The following is an 18,061-nucleotide window of genomic DNA, read 5'->3' as shown; positions in this document are numbered from 1 at the left end:
CCATGACCAAATTTTGCAGAAGTTATAGGCTAAGGCTATCTTGAGTGGTTTAGCAGGGTGCATGCTTTTTTTTACTTGCAGGCAATAGGACAAATATTGTATATTGTAGTCATAACAGGAATATTTATCAACTTATGGATCAATAAACCAACAAATCTTTGGTTCTTAAGCTTTTTATAAGCCTGCGGCTGGGATTATGAGAAAACGTATTATTTAAAATTTATTTTAAACTAATAAAAAAGTAGGTGAATGGCTCTGCGTCAAATATTGATGATTGTGGCTTTCTGCGTTTTATTTTTAAAAGTTGGGTGCGTTGAGGCAGCAAGCCTGGAAATGCACGACCTGATAAAACAGCGGGATATGGTAGTCGTAGTTGAGAAATCTATAAATAAAATGACAGTTTTTTATCAAGGGACAGAATTGAAAAGGTTCACCGTTGTATCTGGGGTTAATTCGCAAGGGGATAAACAACGCCAAGGTGATAACCGAACTCCAGAGGGACGATTTTTCATTACTGATAAGGAGCGATTAAATGATCATCCTTACTTAGGGCGAAAATGGCTGGGTTTAAGTTATCCTGATCCGGTACATGCTCAACGGGGAATAGAGAATAATCTTATAAATATAAATCAGTATCGAGAAATCGTTCGAGCTAATGAGCAAAAAATCCAACCACCACAAAATACAGCCTTAGGCGGCTGGATTGGGATTCATGGTGGACGTGAAGATTTAACAAAAGAGAGGATTAACTGGACTGAGGGCTGCCTCGCATTGCAAGACTCTGACTTAGAGGAACTGTATCGTTTGGTCGACTATGGTACGCCGGTAGTTATTGTAGCCTAACAAATTCAACAGTTGTTGGACAAGGCTTTAACTGCTTAATCAGTTCGTTGATTTGCCCAGTGCATAAGAAATAGCTTCTGCCGATTCATGGCAGAAGCTAATTTTAGATTTTTTTATTCGTAATAAGTGATGGTTCGCCGGACTAATCCCAGTGGACGGACTGGCAGCTGTGGGTTTTCATCTTTACAGGTCGTAATACTTTGTTCAATCCAGTTCCCGGCATGATCATATTTGTATTGATATTCTTCACTGCATTCGCTAGAACCATCAGCAAGATATTTTAGATAAGTTTCGGGTAAACCATGATCATTATAGCGTGTCTCAGCATACTTAGTACCATTGCCGCGATAATGAATTTGCTTAATTTTGTTACCCTCAGGGCTGTATTCACATAGAAACTCACGGGTTTTGACACCTGCTGAAGTATAATTTGATTCGGCAATTTTTCTACCGGTATCATCGTACTGAATAATTTTTAGCGGCGGCTGTCCGGATGTGCCATCAAAAACACATTCTTGTTGGATATTACCTGATTTATCGTATTCATAGGTTTCTCTGGATATCAGGATATTGTCACTTCCGTAATGATGGGTTGCCGTCAGTTTGCCGTTTTTGCTATAGGAAAAGTTGTCGCGCCCTAGTAAATTTTTACTGGAATCGAGGCGTAGCTGTTCGGTCAAGAACCCTTTGTCATTATAATGATGGGATTTTGTTATAAAAATGGAACCATCAGGATTTAGAAAATCAATTTTGCTTAGGTTGCCAGCAGCATCATAGTGATAGATAGTATCTGTCTGAAATATGTCATTTGTGCGATATGTTCCAGTGGCTTTCAGACGAGAGGCTGAATCATAAAGATTGACTTTTTCACGATATACTTCATGATTTTTGTACCAGATTATTCGGGTTATGCTGCCAGCTGGATTATATTCCGTTTTGCTGACTGCCTCAGTGGAAGTAACTTGACCATCTGGAGAGAATAGCAGTCGTTCTTCAAATACTGATTGAACGGGTCCTAATAACCTTTCGGCATTGGTCTGATCAGCAGGTGCTGCCAGAACGGCGGTAATCGGGAGGAACAAGAGCAGGAATAAGATATTTACCCCGAAAAGCCAGGTTCTACTTAACATTTCGTCACCTCTCTTGAGGAAGTTATTAGCATTATTATTCTAGTCATTTTTGTTGTTATCCTTCAATTTGAAAGGAGCATTTAATGCGTATTCTAATGTTTTTAATGCTGTTCTTCTGGTCATTTCAGTCCGCTTGGGCCAAACCAGAAATTCATGTGAATGTACCTGAACTCATCTTGCGTTTGTATGACGGCAGCCGGATTGTAAAAGAATATCCAGTTGCATTAGGAACTCCTTATGAGCAAACTCCTTTAGGAAAATATAAAATATTCTATAAAGAGAAGGATCCAACATGGATTCCTGGATCAGGCTTTAGTGACAAAACCCCTGTGCCACCAGGAAAAGATAATCCGCTTGGCAGTCGCTGGATGGAGTTTAAACCAGCCTATGGAGTTCATGGGACGAATAAAGATTGGGATATTGAATATCCAGTTTCGGGCGGTTGTATTCGGATGCACAATGCTGATGTTGAGGAACTATATGAATTGGTTGATATCGGGACTCCTGTCGTGATTACCTATCAGGTGCTGCTGTTAAAAGAACATGATAACGCGATCTATCTCACTGTTCTACCAGATATTTATCATCATAAGCAAGGCTCTACGACAAATGTAATGGAACTATTCAAACCTTATGCTGTACGTTATAAATTATTGTCAGACTGGCAATTTCCTACTGACTCCATGAATCGAAATGAAGTGAAAATTGCAGTAGCTATCGCCGGAAATCAGTCCGATAAATCGGGAAAATAAACAGGCATGATTTTCATGATAAATTACGTCAACACCAGAACAGCGAAATTCTGGTGTCTTTTTTTGCTTTTTTCCTAAGTTATATTTTAGGTATTTACAGATATACCAGTATTATTCCATAGCACGAGGCTTAGAGATACAAAAATGAGTTCTGTTGACAGCTTCGAAAGCAGGAATTATAATTAATTTATAATAACTTTAATTTGTAAATATTCTGACTTATAACAAATGTAGGACAAACAGCACCGCACATGGACTCTTTTGCATGTCTGAGCCGCTATAATATTCTATTAAGTAGGTGATGAAAAAAAGTTCTTTTCTACATAGTTATCTGCAACGCATTAAACATCGGAATAAAGTTAAGCAGTTAATAGTAGGATGGCAAAGCGGAGCATTAAATTTATTTGGTGAGAGGAGTGTTTTTCATGGGTAAAGAGAGCAAGTGTCCGGTAACGGGCAGATCTAACAAGCAAGTAACCAGCGGTGGTAGAACAAATCGAGATTGGTGGCCGAATCAGTTAAATCTCAAGATGCTACATCAGCATTCGGCCCTATCCAACCCGATGGGTGAGACTTTCAACTATGCTGAAGAGTTTAAGAGTCTTGACCTTGATGCCCTGAAGAAAGACTTATATGCGTTGATGACTGACTCTCAGGATTGGTGGCCTGCCGATTATGGGCACTATGGGCCTCTTTTCATAAGAATGGCATGGCACAGCGCAGGTACATACCGCCTAAGTGATGGTCGCGGAGGTGCAGGAACCGGTACCCAACGTTTTGCACCGCTCAATAGTTGGCCGGACAATGTTAATCTTGATAAGGCACGCCGGCTACTTTGGCCAATCAAGCAGAAATATGGGAGGAAGATTTCCTGGGCTGACTTGATGATTCTCGCTGGAAATTGCGCCCTAGAGTCGATGGGTCTCAAGACATTCGGTTTTGGTGGCGGGCGCGAGGACGTCTGGGAGCCAGAAGAAGATATTTATTGGGGTTCAGAAGGAGAGTGGCTTGGTGATCAGCGTTACTCCGGCGATCGAGATCTTGAAAATCCACTTGCGGCTGTACAGATGGGGCTCATCTATGTAAACCCGGAAGGACCGAACGGTAACCCGGATCCGGTTGCTTCTGGCCATGACGTTCGAGACACTTTCGCTCGTATGGCTATGAACGACGAAGAGACCGTCGCACTCGTCGCAGGAGGACATACATTCGGCAAATGTCACGGCGCTGGTTCTGCGACTCATGTAGGTCCTGAGCCTGAGGCTGCAGGCATAGAGGAACAGGGATTAGGCTGGAAGAGCAGCTTCGGCAGTGGCAAAGGCGGTGATACTATCGGCAGTGGCATTGAAGGAGCCTGGAAGCCAAACCCTACCAAGTGGGATATGGGCTATCTAAATGTACTGTTCAAATACGAGTGGGAGTTGGTTAAGAGTCCGGCCGGGGCACATCAGTGGTTGGCCAAAGACGTGGCCGAAGAGGACATGGTTGTTGATGCACATGACCCATCTAAGAAGCACCGTCCGATGATGACTACAGCAGACCTTTCTCTCCGCTACGATCCGGTCTATGAACCGATTGCGCGGCGTTACCTGCAAAACCCCGAGGAATTCCAGGATGCATTTGCTCGCGCATGGTTCAAACTGACCCATCGCGATATGGGGCCTCGCTCGCGGTATCTTGGTCCAGAAGTTCCTGCGGAAGAGCTTATTTGGCAAGATCCTGTTCCTGCAGTCACGTATGAATTGATTGGCGAGCAAGATATCGCCGACCTCAAAGGCAAGATACTCGCTTCGGGATTATCTGTTTCCCAACTAGTTTCGACGGCTTGGGCATCGGCGTCTACGTTCCGCGGTTCAGATAAGCGTGGTGGGGCAAACGGGGCACGTATCCGTCTTACTCCGCAAAAGGACTGGGAAGCTAACCAACCAGAGCAACTCAAAACAGTGCTTACTAGATTGGAGCAAATCCAGAGTGAGTTCAATTGCGCTCAGTCTGCGAAACAGGTTTCTCTTGCCGACCTAATTGTCTTGGGCGGATGCGCAGGTGTTGAACAAGCTGCGAAGGATGCTGGCTATAGCGTAACTGTTCCATTTACTCCGGGGCGTACAGATGCGTCACAGGAGCAAACTGAGGTAATGTCTTTCTCCATGCTTGAACCAGTTGCAGACGGATTCCGGAACTATGCTAAAGCAAAATATGCAGCATCGGCGGGAGAGATACTAATTGACCGGGCACAACTGCTGACGCTGACTGCTCCAGAAATGACTGTTCTTCTAGGTGGTATGCGCGTTTTAAATGCAAACTTCGAACAGTCCCAACATGGCGTCTTTACTAAGCGGCCAGGAGTACTTACAAATGATTTCTTTGTGAATCTGCTTGACATGAGCACGATGTGGAAGCCGATATCAGACACTGCTGACGTGTTCGAGGGGCGTGATCGCACAACAGGCGAACTCAAGTGGACCGGCAGCCGTGTCGACCTCATATTTGGTTCTAACTCGCAGCTTCGGGCACTTGCGGAAGTCTATGGATGTCAGGACTCTCAAGAGAAGTTTGTGCATGACTTTGTAGCGGCGTGGAACAAGGTTATGAACCTTGATCGTTTCGATCTATAAGAACATATTTAAGCGGCGTTTCAGAGACATTCTGAAACGCCGCTTTTTAGTAAGCTGAAGGCCAACACATAGTTTAAATAGGAGAGATATATGAGATTAAACTCTAATAACAGTAGAATGTGATAGTAACTTGTTTTGTCGTATTATGATGCTTAATAAAAGATAATGTTCTATCTATACATGGAGAAAACAGGAGGGATTACGCGAAATTGAAACGAAAATGGAAGAATGATTTCAATTTTGTTTAAAAACGGAGAACTTAATGCTGCTTTCACGACATTCAACTTTAATAACCTATACTCCTTTGGTGATCATTCTTCTTCTATTATATTACGTTAGTGAGTACAACTACTTATTGTTTCATACGCTTGCAGAGGGCTTTGCAATAGTCATTAGCTGTATAATCTCGATATTCGTATTCCTCAACTATAATAACCTGCCAAGCAATTTCATTCCGATACTAGGAATTACGTATGGGTTTTCGAACGTTTTTGTTATCTTGCATACTTTGGCTTATAAAGGGTTGGGGATATTAAATAGTGATGCCAACTTACCAACGCAGATGTGGATAATTGCGAGATACTTAGATTCTAGTGGTATGCTGATAGCCGGCTTATCCTTAGAAAGAAAAATTCCATTATCGAATTTAGCGAAAGCGTATTTTTCCTTGGTACTTTTTTTATTGCTAGCAATATTTTTGCAGATATTCCCGGATTGTTTTGTCGAAGGTCAAGGCCTTACTCCATTTAAGATATACAGCGAGTATGTAATATGCCTTATCCTAGCTATAAGTATGTTTATTTTACAGCGGCATAAAAGTCAGTTTCGTCTAGACATATATAGGTATTTACAGCTATTTTTCATCACATCTATTTTTACGGAGCTGTCCATGACTGCTTATGTTCAGGTATATGGAATAATGAATATAGTGGGACACTTATGGCAAATCATGTCATACTATTTTCTCTATCGAGCAGTTGTAGAAACAAGTCTTCGAGAACCATTTAACAAGTTAGCGGAATTAAACGAAAAACTAAAAATAGAAATCACCAGGAGGGAGCAACTTCAAGCTAAGTTTGCTAGTGTCTTTTCGGAAAGCTCAGCAGCAATTGCTTTTGTTAGATACGATGACTTTGTTATACTGGACGTAAATCGTGAATGGGAACGCTTAACTGGTTACAAACGAGAGGAAATAGTTAATGGAATAACGCTTTCTGACCTAAATATTTTCGATATACCCTTTACTGAGTCTGAGATTTTTAGTCAGCTAAAGAAAAACGGTATTCTGCGCGAAGATTACAAATTTAAGAATGTAAACAATGAAGCCCGAATAGGGGAAGTGTCAATGTTTGTTACTAAAACTAATGGTGACCATTATATTATCTTGAAACTTATTGACGTAACTAATCAACGAAAAATGGAAGAAGAAATGGCTCGGTTTAGTAATTTAAATATTATAGGAGAGATCGCTGCCGGTATTGGGCATGAAGTACGCAACCCTATGACTACCGTGCGTGGTTATTTACAAATGCTTCAAAGGAAGCAGGATTTTTCTGATTATAATGAACAGTTCGGTATAATGATAGAAGAACTCGATAGAGCGAACAGCATTATTTCTGAATTTCTCTCACTTGCTAAAAATAAGTCTGTAGAAATGAAATATGGGAACTTAAATAACGTTATTCATTCACTCTTTCCGTTGCTGCAAGCAGACGCATTCTGTTTGGGTCATGATTTGCAAGTACATCTAAAAGAAATCCCCAAGATCAAGTTTGACGAGAAGGAAATACGCCAACTTATACTAAACTTGGTACGAAATGGTCTAGAATCCATGAATAATAGTGGAAAAATAACCATTGAAACATATTGCAATGCTAGTCAAGTATTATTAGTAATCCAGGATAATGGGGAAGGCATTCCGGATGAAGTGATGAAAAGACTTGGTACTCCCTTTGTTACTACCAAGGATAATGGAACAGGACTAGGAATTCCGATATGCTATCGAATCGCGGAAAGGCATAGTGCAGAACTTAAAATAGTAACAAGTCCGCAGGGAACTACCGTCACAGTAATATTTAATACACTATTTTGAGAAAAGTAAATTACTAGACGGACTTATATGTCCTGTGTAGAATGAACTACATGGGATTTTGTTTTTTTGATATTTAGATACATGAGTGTTTTATATTTTAAAAATTGAAAAAATGCGTAATGGAAAAATAAAATACATTTAGATTAAAGATTGGCACTTGCGTTTAAATAGATGGTATTAGTCACACTAATAGGGAAAGCCGTTTCATAGATTGGCACACGTCGTAAGGAGCGCGTGCATTGCAGCCTGCTGGATGCTTTCTTATAAGATATTCGAACATTTTGCAGAAAAGAGATTAGTTATATATGCCCCAATTAGGGTATATTAAAATCTAAAGTTAAATTAATGGAGGATTTATCTATGAACAAGTTCATTTTCAATGATTATTTCCACGAGCCTCAGAAAAAAATCGCCAAGCGGATGCTTTTCAAAAGCGATAATGTAATTGCCTTTATTCTGAACATTGCAAAAGGGGCAACACTGCCAGGACATACACACCTAGAATCAACCCTTCTCCTGCAGGTCCTAGAGGGTAATGCCAAGGTTGTCACAGATGGCAATGAAACCTCGTTGCAGGTGGGCGAGTTAATGCAGGTTGATGGGCAGGAAAGCATGCAGGTTATAAATATCGGCGAAGATGTCTTGCGCCTTTTTGTCACGATTTCACCAATGGGCTCGGAGGCCTTTGCAAAAGATGCGGATGTTTAACGGGGACAGAGGGACAGTTATGCCCGTCCCTCTCTAATCTGGTTTTATGTGATAGATTGCCGCAAAGAGTATTAATGGTTGATCTAAATTAATACTGAAATTCTGAAGCGTCCGTTTATGCGGGCGTTTTTGGCGGGACGATTGGGGACGTTCCTTTTTTGTCACTGTTTTGATATGTTATTCTCAGAGGTGATAAATGAATGGGAAGGCAAGCGCGACAATTAAGCAGCAGCGGTTTTTATCATATAGTGCTTCGAGGTATTAATCATCAACACATTTTTGAAGATGAAAGTGATTATAACTATTTTCTGAAGGTCGTATATGATCTAAAAGTTGACCTTGCTTTTGAGGTGCATACCTACTGCTTAATGAGTAATCATGTTCATCTTTTACTTCGGGAAAAACAATTAGGAGAAATATCTCTGATTATGAAGCGATTACTGACTAAATACGCTATGTACTTTAACCGCAAATATCAGAGAAGCGGAGCATTGATAGCGAGTAGATATAAGAGTGTGCCAGTCGAAGTAGACGAATACTTTATTCCATTGCAACGCTATATTCACCAGAATCCGCTGAAAGCGGGGCTAGTGAATAAACTGGAAGAGTATCCGTATAGTAGTTATAAAGAATATCTAATTGGTGGAAAATTAGCTGATACTGAGTTTGCTTTAGAACTGATCGGACGTAATGAATGGATACGTTTGCAACAGATAGAAACAGACGCAATTTTTGAGATTTCAGGGAAGCTCAGCATGAATGATGGGGAAATACGTCGCAGGATCATGCAATATACGAATGGGCGCGAACCGCACGAGATTGGTTCTTGGACGAAAGTTGATCGTGACTCCATGCTGAGAAAACTAAAGGGAATAGGCTTATCAATTCGACAGATTGAAAGAGTGACCGGCATTTCGCGAGGAGTTGTAGCAAAGAGTTGACAAAAAAGGAACGTCCCCGCTATCCCTTAAACAGGGGTATCTAAAACGAGAGTCTGGAAAGCATAAAATGGTACACCTGTCCCCGTGTTTTACGTGTTTAATTCTAAGAACAATTATTTCGATAATGATTTATTTTAGCTTAATGAGGGAGATGGAGAAAAATGAATATTCGTAAGGCAACTATTGCGGATATCGATATTCTTATTAAACTTCGGCTTGATTATCTGATAGCTGATAGCGGTAATTTATCAGCAGCGGAAGAACACGCAATTCGTTCACAGTTGACATCATATTTTACCAAACATATAAATCATGATTTCATAGCTATAGTGGCTGAAGTAGATAACAATGTATTGGCAACAGCATTTCTAGCTATAGCGGAAAAGCCGGCGAATTTAACATCTATTACAGGTAAGACAGGGACTTTACTAAATGTGCTAACATATCCTGAGTATCGCAGAATGGGGATTGCCAGTAAGGTAATGTCTAAAATAATTGATGAAGCAAAACAATTAGGAGTGTGCTCCCTTGACCTTTCAGCTACCGAGGATGGAAAACCCTTGTATGAAAAGCTAGGCTTTACTCAATCTTCAAGATATACTGCAATGAAATTACGGCTTATTTAACGGTAGAAACAGACGCCATTTTTGAGATTTCAGGGAAGCTCAGCATGAATAATGGGGAAATACGTCGCAGGATTATGCAATATACAAATGGACGCGAACCGCACGAGATTGGTTCTTGGACAAAAGTTGATCGTGATTCCATGCTGAGAAAACTAAAGGGAATAGGCTTATCAATTCGACAGATTGAAAGAGTGACTGGCATTTCGCGAGGAGTTGTAGCAAAGAGTTGACAAAAAAGGAACGTCCCCGCTGTCTCTATGATATGTCGTCTCGTTAAACTACTCATTTCACAGTCGTAGAAGGGATTCCATATTAGCATGTTGAAAGTTGCATTGTAATAATATGGTAATGGATTTGAGGTGTGTAGTATGGAAAATCGATTTCAAAAGTTTAGTCTAAAAGGGTTTGTGAGCTGGAGTGTTTTTTTGTGGTTAGTTTTTGAAGTTCTTATAGGTGGTTTTATAGTCGAAAATAATACTCTGGGGAAAGTGCTGTCTTCGTATCTATTTAGTGGTTTCATTCTCTTTTTACTTGTGAGGAAAATCAGCGAAATTGGCATTGAGTGGAAAGCATTCATAGGTGACTTCCCGAAAGATATGGGATGGATAAGGCAAGCTCTACTTATTTTTATCGTCTTATATGCTTTTCAATTCTGCTTAGATAAATTCGTATTGTATATCTTATCAATAGGGGCAACCGAAACGACAAATAATATACTGTTAAAATTTAATAATAAAGAAGCAAATTGGGTAACTGAAAAGATATTAGATAGTTTTCGCATCGTGATTATTATCCCGATAATCCAAGAGATATTCAGATGTCTATTAATTAGAAAATTTACAGAAGAAAAGGGAACAAGCAAAGCAATAATTTTATCCTCAATTGTAATAAGCTTGTTTTTTTTCGAGTTTCCATCTGAGTACGTTTTTGGAATTATCATGGCTATTTTATATTTGAAAACCCGGACTGTGTTAGTGCCTATAATGTTTAATATAATCAAATCAACATTGAACGTTGTTCCAGTGCTCGCACTTGTCAACAAGGATGGATTTATCCTTAACTTATCTTCAATAACTAATGGAATTTGGATAGACATATCTGTCGTGGTTTTGACTGCGTTAATATTACTTTATTACATTTACAGGAATTGGCCGCGTGAAAATCTTGAACTAAGCCAAAAGGAAATTAATCAGAGTGTTTAATAACTCTAGGGACTTAAAGTATCAGCGTCGAGCTGGTACTTTTTTGTTTATAATAGCCATAAATCCTATTATAGAAATAAAATTTTGCGAAGATAGACTCATGGAGAAAAATTCAAATCGCTAAATAGGTTCTAAAAAAGGAACGTCTCTGACGTCCCCCTGACGATGCATTATACGAATGGGCGCGAGCCGCACGAGATTGGTTCTGGACAAAAGTTGAGCATGATTCCATGCTAAGAAAACTAAAGGGATAGGCTTATCAATTTGAAAGATTGAAAGAGTGACTGGCATTTCGCAGGCTTTGTAAAAAAAGTTGACAAAAAAGGAACGTCCCCGCTGTCTGCCGATGAAGCAAAACAATTAGGAGTGTGCTCCCTTGACCTTTCAGCTACCGAGGATGGAAAACCCTTGTATGAAAAGCTAGGCTTTACTCAATCTTCAAGATATACTGCAATGAAATTACGGCTTATTTAACGGTAGAAACAGACGCCATTTTTGAGATTTCAGGGAAGCTCAGCATGAATAATGGGGAAATACGTCGCAGGATTATGCAATATACAAATGGACGCGAACCGCACGAGATTGGTTCTTGGACAAAAGTTGATCGTGATTCCATGCTGAGAAAACTAAAGGGAATAGGCTTATCAATTCGACAGATTGAAAGAGTGACTGGCATTTCGCGAGGAGTTGTAGCAAAAAGTTGACAAAAAAGGAACGTCCCCGCTGTCTCATTCGGAGAGCGTGCAGGAACGGAATAGGCTGTTGAAGAGGATTGTAGGTAGGATTACGTATCACCGGGAAGCCAATAATGTGTATTTAGGGATACAATATAATTGAATTTCATGATATAGATTAATAAGTTAGCAATAAAGGTTTGGCTACAGTCCATAAGAAGATTCGTTTTTTTAACGGGTCTTTTTTTATTTCAGTTAAATAAATTAAGGATAGGGAATAGTGTCGAAAATTACTGAAAGAATTGCTGAATATGTGTAAAGTAGGCAGGGTATCTTGATTTATTGGCAAATATTACTAAGTAAGAAAAAATATGTAGATAATGGATTATTTTGTTTTTTAAGACCAAATCAGTTGATATATAATGGAGGGGCAATTTATGGGGAATTATTTTATAAAAAATTATAATAAACTAAGATACCCTAAAGGCTCAGACCGGACTATGGGACTAAGAAATGCACAGATCGGCGCCATACATGCTATAGCGTCTTTTTTTACAATCCATAAAAATAAAGCTGCAATTATTGTTATGCCTACAGGGTCAGGAAAAACTTCAGTTTTAATGATGGCTCCTTATATATTACAAAGTAAGAAAATTCTGATTGTTACTCCCAGCGTTATGGTTCGCGGACAAATAAAAGAGGATTTTGAAGAACTAAAAACCTTGAGAAAGGCAACTGTTTTCAATGATCAAGTTGAAAAGCCAAAAGTATATGAGTTGAAGCATACATATAATAGTGAAATTCATGAAAAAATTGACAGATCAGATGTTGTTATTGCTACTCCTCAGTGTGCATTGACTCTTTCGGAATCTGAAGATATGCTTAATAAATTTGATCTAGTATTGATTGATGAAGCTCATCATTCTCCAGCGAAAACCTGGCAGCAAATTTTAATAAATATGAATAATTCGAAACACATTTTGGTTACAGCTACTCCGTATAGATTAGACAGAAAAGAAATTAAAGGGGAAATTATATTCTCCTATCCATTATCTATGGCATATGCTGACGGAATCTTTGGAGAAATTGAATATATTCCTATTGATGAAGCGCCCAATAAAGATTTTCTAATTGCTAAACAGGCAGAAAGAGTGCTAATAGCAGACCGAGAATTAGGCTATGAACATTATTTAATGGTTAGAGCTAATTCCAAAGAAAAGGCTAAAGAGCTAGAGAAACTATATCAAACGGAAACAAAGCTACTATTAAAACGAATTGATAGCTCTATGACAAACAAGGTGGTTGATTTATGTATTAAAGAATTGAAAGATAAGAAGCTTGATGGCATCATATGCGTAGATATGTTAGGAGAAGGTTTTGATTTCCCTAATTTAAAGATTGCAGCTATTCATTCTCCGCATAAATCATTAGCTAATACCTTACAGTTTATAGGAAGATTTGCTAGAACAAATGCGGAGAATATTGGAACAGCTAAATTTATTGCAATGAACGATAACGAGTTGTTGATCGAAAACACTAATATGTACTCTAACGATGCTATTTGGCAAGATATTATTATCGATTTAAGTGAAGGTAAAACAAGAAAAGAAGAAGCTACAAAACAATATTTTAGGGACTTCAGAAAAGGTAATCAACAAACAGAAACTATTGATGAAGAAATATCGTTACATAGCATTAGACCTAATTGTCATGCTAAAGTGTATAAAGTAAATGGGATTAATTTAACAGCTGAATTTCCGGAGGAATGTAATGTCTCAGATTTAATCTTCATTAATGAAAATGATAATACTGTAATTGGAATTGGAAAAAATTATAGTCCCCCTAGATGGGGGACTAATAATAACATTTTAGATATTCAAAATATACTTCACGTAGTGCATTTTCAAAAAGAATGTAATCTTTTATTTATATACTCTCAGACTAAAACTGAAATTATATATGAAAAAATTGCGGATGCTTTTTCTGATTCATACGAAAAAATACCAAAATATCAAATGAACCGTGTTCTTGGCGAGTTATCTGAGTTTGAAATTTTCAACTCAGGTATGCAAAATAGATTTAGTGAATCGGGTGAATCTTATAGAATCTCTGCTGGAGCGGATGTGAGTTCTGCAATTGATCCTATAACAGGAAAGTTATATTCACCAGGGCATGTTTTTTGCAAAGCGCAAACAGAAGATAATCAAATTACAATTGGTTTTAGCAGTGGTGCGAAGATTTGGAGTAGTACCTACTTCTCTATACAAGAATATATAAAATGGTGTGATTATAATGGTAGAAAGATTGCGAACTCAAATATAAAAGTTAAAACTAATACAAATTATGATTATCTACCCATGCCAAAGCGCTTGCAGGCATATCCCGATAATATTTTTATGTGTGATTATTCGGCAAACACCTATTCTTCGCCACCAATCTTATATCATTTAGATAATCAAATTGATAGAAACATACTAACTGAAATTGTTCCGAACATTATAGAGGTAAAAAAAGACAAAATTAAATTGCTTTTTAGTTTTCAAAATTTATTAGAAGAAATTACTTGTGATATTAATGCAAAATACACTTCTCTGTCCTCCGCTATTATGCTATTAGATGGTAGGGGAAAAATATCATTAGTAGATTATTTAAATGAGTATCCTTTAATATTTAGAACTACAGATGATGTGACAATTCAAGATATTGAATATTGTGAGGGGAATCCAAAGGCAATTATTTTTAGTTCAGATAATATTATAGCTATAGATTGGAATCAATATGGTACAGATATAAAAGTTGAAGTAAATGATAATAGATATCATCCCACTGAAAAATCTATTCAGTCTACATTAAAGGAAATTTTAGAAGCTAATAATGACTATAAATATCTAATTTACGATCATGGGAATGGTGAGATTGCTGATTTTATATCAATCCTAGAAAAAGACCATTATTTTGAAGTGACTTTATATCATGTAAAGGGAATGTCGTCTGCTTTATTCAATAGTAGCGTGAATGATGTATATGAGGTATCAGGACAAGCAGTAAAATCAACTATTTGGCTCAAAACAAAACCAGGATTTATAAATAAAGTAACTAGCCGTAGAAGAGCAGGCTACTGTAAATTTATTAGAGGAGAATTCGAAGATTTTAGAAATACATTAAAACAAAACAAACAACTTACTGGTAAAATTGTGATTGTACAGCCATCAATTAGCAAAAGTATACCAATACCTGAAAAATTACAGGAAGTTTTGGCAGCAACTAAATACTATATTAGTAATTCCGGTAAAACGAAGTCCCTTGAAATAATGGGAAGTATATAAAGGCATAAAATAGGCTAAATGAAAAATACAGTTCACATAGGTATGCAAGAATGCTAATTTGTTTTATAGATTGAGAAGATGTTTAATAATTGATTAATTTAGACAAGATGAGGTGTGGAGGATGAAAGTTTTAATATGGAAGTATAAGATAGGGGAATTCTCATTTAGTAAAATAGAAGAATATTTTAGTGAAGATAAAACTTATACGTATCATACTAAAGAAAATGAGAGAGAAATGGTTTCTCATTTATTTGAAAAAAGTCAACTAGGCTTCATTACTATTATTGTAGTAGGATATGATCCTCAAAATGGAACGATTAAAAAGGCCTGGATTGGTAAAGCTTCTTCTGAGGAATACACATTTAAGTTGAAAATTAATGCGTATAAAAAGCTATCTGATCACGAAATTGCAGAACTAAAAAATCTCTACGAGGCGTCCACCTTATCGGGTACGCGACATACATTGGAAAACACACCGTCATATTTTTTTATTAAACAATTGCCTAAGAAAGAATTATTTGACATTGTTTTTGAGTTAATGAGTTCGCGTTTCAAAGAAAGAATAAATGAAATTTATAAGGTAAATGATGAAATAAAAGATCAAAAAGCCGAGTATAGTTATAGCGTAGAAGCAAATTTACATGATTTAGCTCAAAAAAGTGCTTATTGTATTAGGCCTCTAAATATGATATCGGCACACCCCTTTAGAAATGAGTTTCAACGCGATAAAGAGAGAATCATTCATTCCAAGGCATTTAGAAGAATAGTTGATAAAGCGCAGATATACGATACATCTAAAGGCGATCATTATAGAAAACGTCTAACTCATTCGTTAGAAGTTTCCCAAATAGCTAGAGCTATAGCTAGACAGCTTAACTTAAACGAAGATTTAACGGAAGCTATAGCAATTGGACATGATGTTGGACATACGCCTTTTGGGCATGAGGGAGAACGGCAACTAGATTTAATATTATCGGGGAAAGTTAAATTAACTGACAATCACGAACCAGAAAATCTTGGGGGATTTAAGCATAATTACCAAGGGGTTAGATTGCTTAACTACTTAGAAGAAAAGTATATTGAATATGAAGGGTTAAATATAAGCTATCAAGTATTAGAAGGAATGTTAAAACATACTGGTATAAAAAAACATAAAGGAGAAAAACGTACTTGTAAACAGTGTTTGACAAAATGCTTTAACATAGATGAATTTCTTATTGTTGGCGATCCTAAATACTTGCATTTAGAATATGATTTTTGTACAACTCTAGAAGGGCAAATTGTCGATTTGGCTGATGAAATTGCACAAAGAGGACATGATTTAGATGATGGTATTGCAAGTGGTGTATTTACTATAGATGATTTAATAAAGGAATTAGAAATAAAGTCTATAGAAGATCCAAGATTTAAAGAGATTACTGAGTTAGTAAAAAAATCGATTACAAACATTGAAAATATTAAGCGCGATATAATAGATCAAGCCGATTTGAAAAGAGCTGTGGTTACACCTGCAATACTGGGATATTTTATGAAAAGACTTACGACGGAAGCTCTTGCGAATATGAATACATATATAAAAGAAAACCCAACATTTTCTTCAAATCCTGTTATTAATAAAAGAGTTATCAATTTTAATGATAATGATAAATTTGTTATAGAAAAGATTGAAGAAATTATAAAAACTCGAATAATTAATTCTCAAGAAGTAAATTGTTTCGATGGGAAATCTGCCTATATAGTACGTAAGTTATTTAAAGCCTACTACTCTAATCCACGTCAGTTACCAGATAATACTATAAGAAGAATCAACAAGCAGTTAAATGTTTTGGGAATCAATTATACAGACATTCGAAAAGGGAAAAAAGATGATGTTGAAGAAGAAATAAAAGTCTTACAAGGAACAGCTTCGAGTGGCAATGAAGCAAATGATTTTTTAAAACATAGTATTTTCATGAGAAATATTGCTGATCTAATTGGTGGTATGACTGACGAATTTGCAAAGAGTCAATTTCAAAATTTATATATATCATGAGCGAAATAGGTGAAATGAAATTATCTTTTGTTTATAGGGAGTGGTGTAATGTCAGGTGATATTATAATGAGTAGTAAAATGCCTTAAATGGAAAGGATCGAAAGCAAGTTTTTCAATACAATGGACTTTATTAAGAAAATAAAAAAGCACGATCAATCAGTTGAAATCGTGTTTTTTTATGCTTGTAGCCCGGACTTCTGGGATAAATGATTAAATATAGTTTTGGGTAGGTAGCCGCAATAACAATAGTGAATGAGGTATTCTATATGACAAAAGTAGCAGTTGTACAAGCTAATTCCTACGATCCCCAGGTAGTCGAACAAGCCATGACAGAATTGCTTGCCCATTTAGGTGGTATGTCCAAATATATACAGCCTGGTGAGCGAGTACTAGTGAAGCCTAACATGCTCGAAGGGGTGGACAAAGGTCTTTCAGTAACTACCCATCCGTAGGTAGTTCGCTGAGTACCTTTTTAGATGCTCGGATGCGGGCGGTAATATCCACTATGACACGTTGATGGTTGTTTCCCTATAAGATATTCGAGCATTTTGCAGAAAAGAGATTAGTTATATATGCCCCAATTAGGGTATATTAAAAATCTAAAGTTAAATTAACGGAGGATTTATCTATGAACAAGTTTATTTTCAATGATTATTTCCATGATCCTCAGAAAAAAATCGCCAAACGGATGCTTTTCAAAAGCGATAATGTAATTGCCTTTATTCTGAACATTGCAAAAGGGGCAATACTACCAGGACACACACATCTAGAATCAACCCTTTTCCTGCAGGTCTTAGAGGGTAATGCCAAGGTTGTCACGGATGGCAATGAAACCTCGTTACAGGTTGGCGAGTTAATGCAGGTTGATGGGCAGGAAAGCATGCAGGTTATAAACGTCGGCGAAGATGTCATGCGCCTTTTTGTCACAATTTCACCAATGGGCTCAGAGGCCTTTGCAACAGATGCAGATGTTTAACAAGGGCAGGTAGCTGGCTGTCCCTTTGTAATCACATTCAGTTCTCAAAATAATGAATATTGATTTTCGACATACATTTTTATAAAATACACCTAGAATAAAAAGGTCTGGCTAGTTTATTCTATTAATGAAGATATCCCTGGT

Annotated in this window: 15 protein-coding genes; 14 read left to right on the top strand and 1 reads right to left on the bottom strand. The window is 37.5% G+C overall.

Annotated elements, in window-relative coordinates; translation table 11 throughout:
- Window positions 1–249: 249 nt before the first annotated feature.
- Window positions 250–843, top strand: a complete 594-nt coding sequence (locus tag V6C17_RS07535) for a L,D-transpeptidase family protein (protein WP_333521936.1) — start codon at window positions 250–252, stop codon at window positions 841–843.
- Window positions 844–956: 113 nt separating this feature from the next.
- Here V6C17_RS07535 and V6C17_RS07530 read toward each other — a convergent pair whose 3' ends face one another.
- A complete protein-coding gene (locus tag V6C17_RS07530; RefSeq protein WP_333521935.1) occupies window positions 957–1,973 on the bottom strand; it encodes a hypothetical protein in 1,017 nt (338 codons plus the stop codon).
- Between the two features lie 83 nt (window positions 1,974–2,056).
- On the opposite strand from V6C17_RS07530, the gene V6C17_RS07525 reads away from it, so the two are divergent.
- The 13 genes from V6C17_RS07525 (at window position 2,057) to V6C17_RS07465 (ending at window position 17,917) form a co-directional block, all read left to right on the top strand.
- Entirely contained in the window at window positions 2,057–2,725 is a 669-nt protein-coding gene (locus V6C17_RS07525; RefSeq protein WP_333521934.1) for a L,D-transpeptidase, read from the top strand.
- A 425-nt stretch (window positions 2,726–3,150) separates the two neighbouring features.
- Complete coding sequence (katG, locus tag V6C17_RS07520; protein ID WP_333521933.1) at window positions 3,151–5,340, top strand: catalase/peroxidase HPI; 2,190 nt, start codon at window positions 3,151–3,153, stop codon at window positions 5,338–5,340.
- 262 nt (window positions 5,341–5,602) lie between these two features.
- Window positions 5,603–7,432 (top strand): MASE3 domain-containing protein, encoded by a 1,830-nt coding sequence (locus V6C17_RS07515; protein WP_333521932.1) that lies wholly within the window; start codon window positions 5,603–5,605, stop codon window positions 7,430–7,432.
- A gap of 360 nt (window positions 7,433–7,792) precedes the next feature.
- Complete coding sequence (locus tag V6C17_RS07510; RefSeq protein ID WP_333521931.1) at window positions 7,793–8,140, top strand: cupin domain-containing protein; 348 nt, start codon at window positions 7,793–7,795, stop codon at window positions 8,138–8,140.
- A gap of 200 nt (window positions 8,141–8,340) precedes the next feature.
- Window positions 8,341–9,081 (top strand): transposase, encoded by a 741-nt coding sequence (locus tag V6C17_RS07505; protein ID WP_333521930.1) that lies wholly within the window; start codon window positions 8,341–8,343, stop codon window positions 9,079–9,081.
- A gap of 161 nt (window positions 9,082–9,242) precedes the next feature.
- Entirely contained in the window at window positions 9,243–9,707 is a 465-nt protein-coding gene (locus V6C17_RS07500) for a GNAT family N-acetyltransferase (protein WP_333521929.1), read from the top strand.
- A 44-nt stretch (window positions 9,708–9,751) separates the two neighbouring features.
- A complete protein-coding gene (locus tag V6C17_RS07495) occupies window positions 9,752–9,937 on the top strand; it encodes a hypothetical protein (protein WP_333521927.1) in 186 nt (61 codons plus the stop codon).
- A gap of 138 nt (window positions 9,938–10,075) precedes the next feature.
- On the top strand, window positions 10,076–10,909 hold the full coding sequence (locus V6C17_RS07490; protein ID WP_333521928.1) for a CPBP family intramembrane glutamic endopeptidase: 834 nt from the start codon (window positions 10,076–10,078) through the stop codon (window positions 10,907–10,909).
- 518 nt (window positions 10,910–11,427) lie between these two features.
- Window positions 11,428–11,613, top strand: coding sequence for a hypothetical protein (locus tag V6C17_RS07485; RefSeq protein ID WP_333521927.1), 186 nt, complete (start codon window positions 11,428–11,430; stop codon window positions 11,611–11,613).
- A gap of 407 nt (window positions 11,614–12,020) precedes the next feature.
- Window positions 12,021–14,909: a DEAD/DEAH box helicase gene (locus tag V6C17_RS07480; protein WP_333521926.1), complete on the top strand. Its 2,889-nt coding sequence runs from the start codon at window positions 12,021–12,023 to the stop codon at window positions 14,907–14,909.
- Window positions 14,910–15,030: 121 nt separating this feature from the next.
- Window positions 15,031–16,941, top strand: a complete 1,911-nt coding sequence (locus V6C17_RS07475; RefSeq protein WP_442891451.1) for a deoxyguanosinetriphosphate triphosphohydrolase family protein — start codon at window positions 15,031–15,033, stop codon at window positions 16,939–16,941.
- A gap of 266 nt (window positions 16,942–17,207) precedes the next feature.
- On the top strand, window positions 17,208–17,393 hold the full coding sequence (locus V6C17_RS07470) for a hypothetical protein (protein WP_333521925.1): 186 nt from the start codon (window positions 17,208–17,210) through the stop codon (window positions 17,391–17,393).
- A 176-nt stretch (window positions 17,394–17,569) separates the two neighbouring features.
- A complete protein-coding gene (locus V6C17_RS07465; RefSeq protein ID WP_333521924.1) occupies window positions 17,570–17,917 on the top strand; it encodes a cupin domain-containing protein in 348 nt (115 codons plus the stop codon).
- Window positions 17,918–18,061: the final 144 nt, after the last annotated feature.

Origin of the sequence: Dendrosporobacter sp. 1207_IL3150 (genome assembly GCF_036763085.1) — a bacterium.
Lineage (GTDB): Bacteria > Bacillota > Negativicutes > DSM-1736 > Dendrosporobacteraceae > JBAIYU01.
The sequence above is the reverse complement of the archived record's forward strand: the minus strand, read 5'-3'. Positions and strand labels throughout refer to the sequence as shown.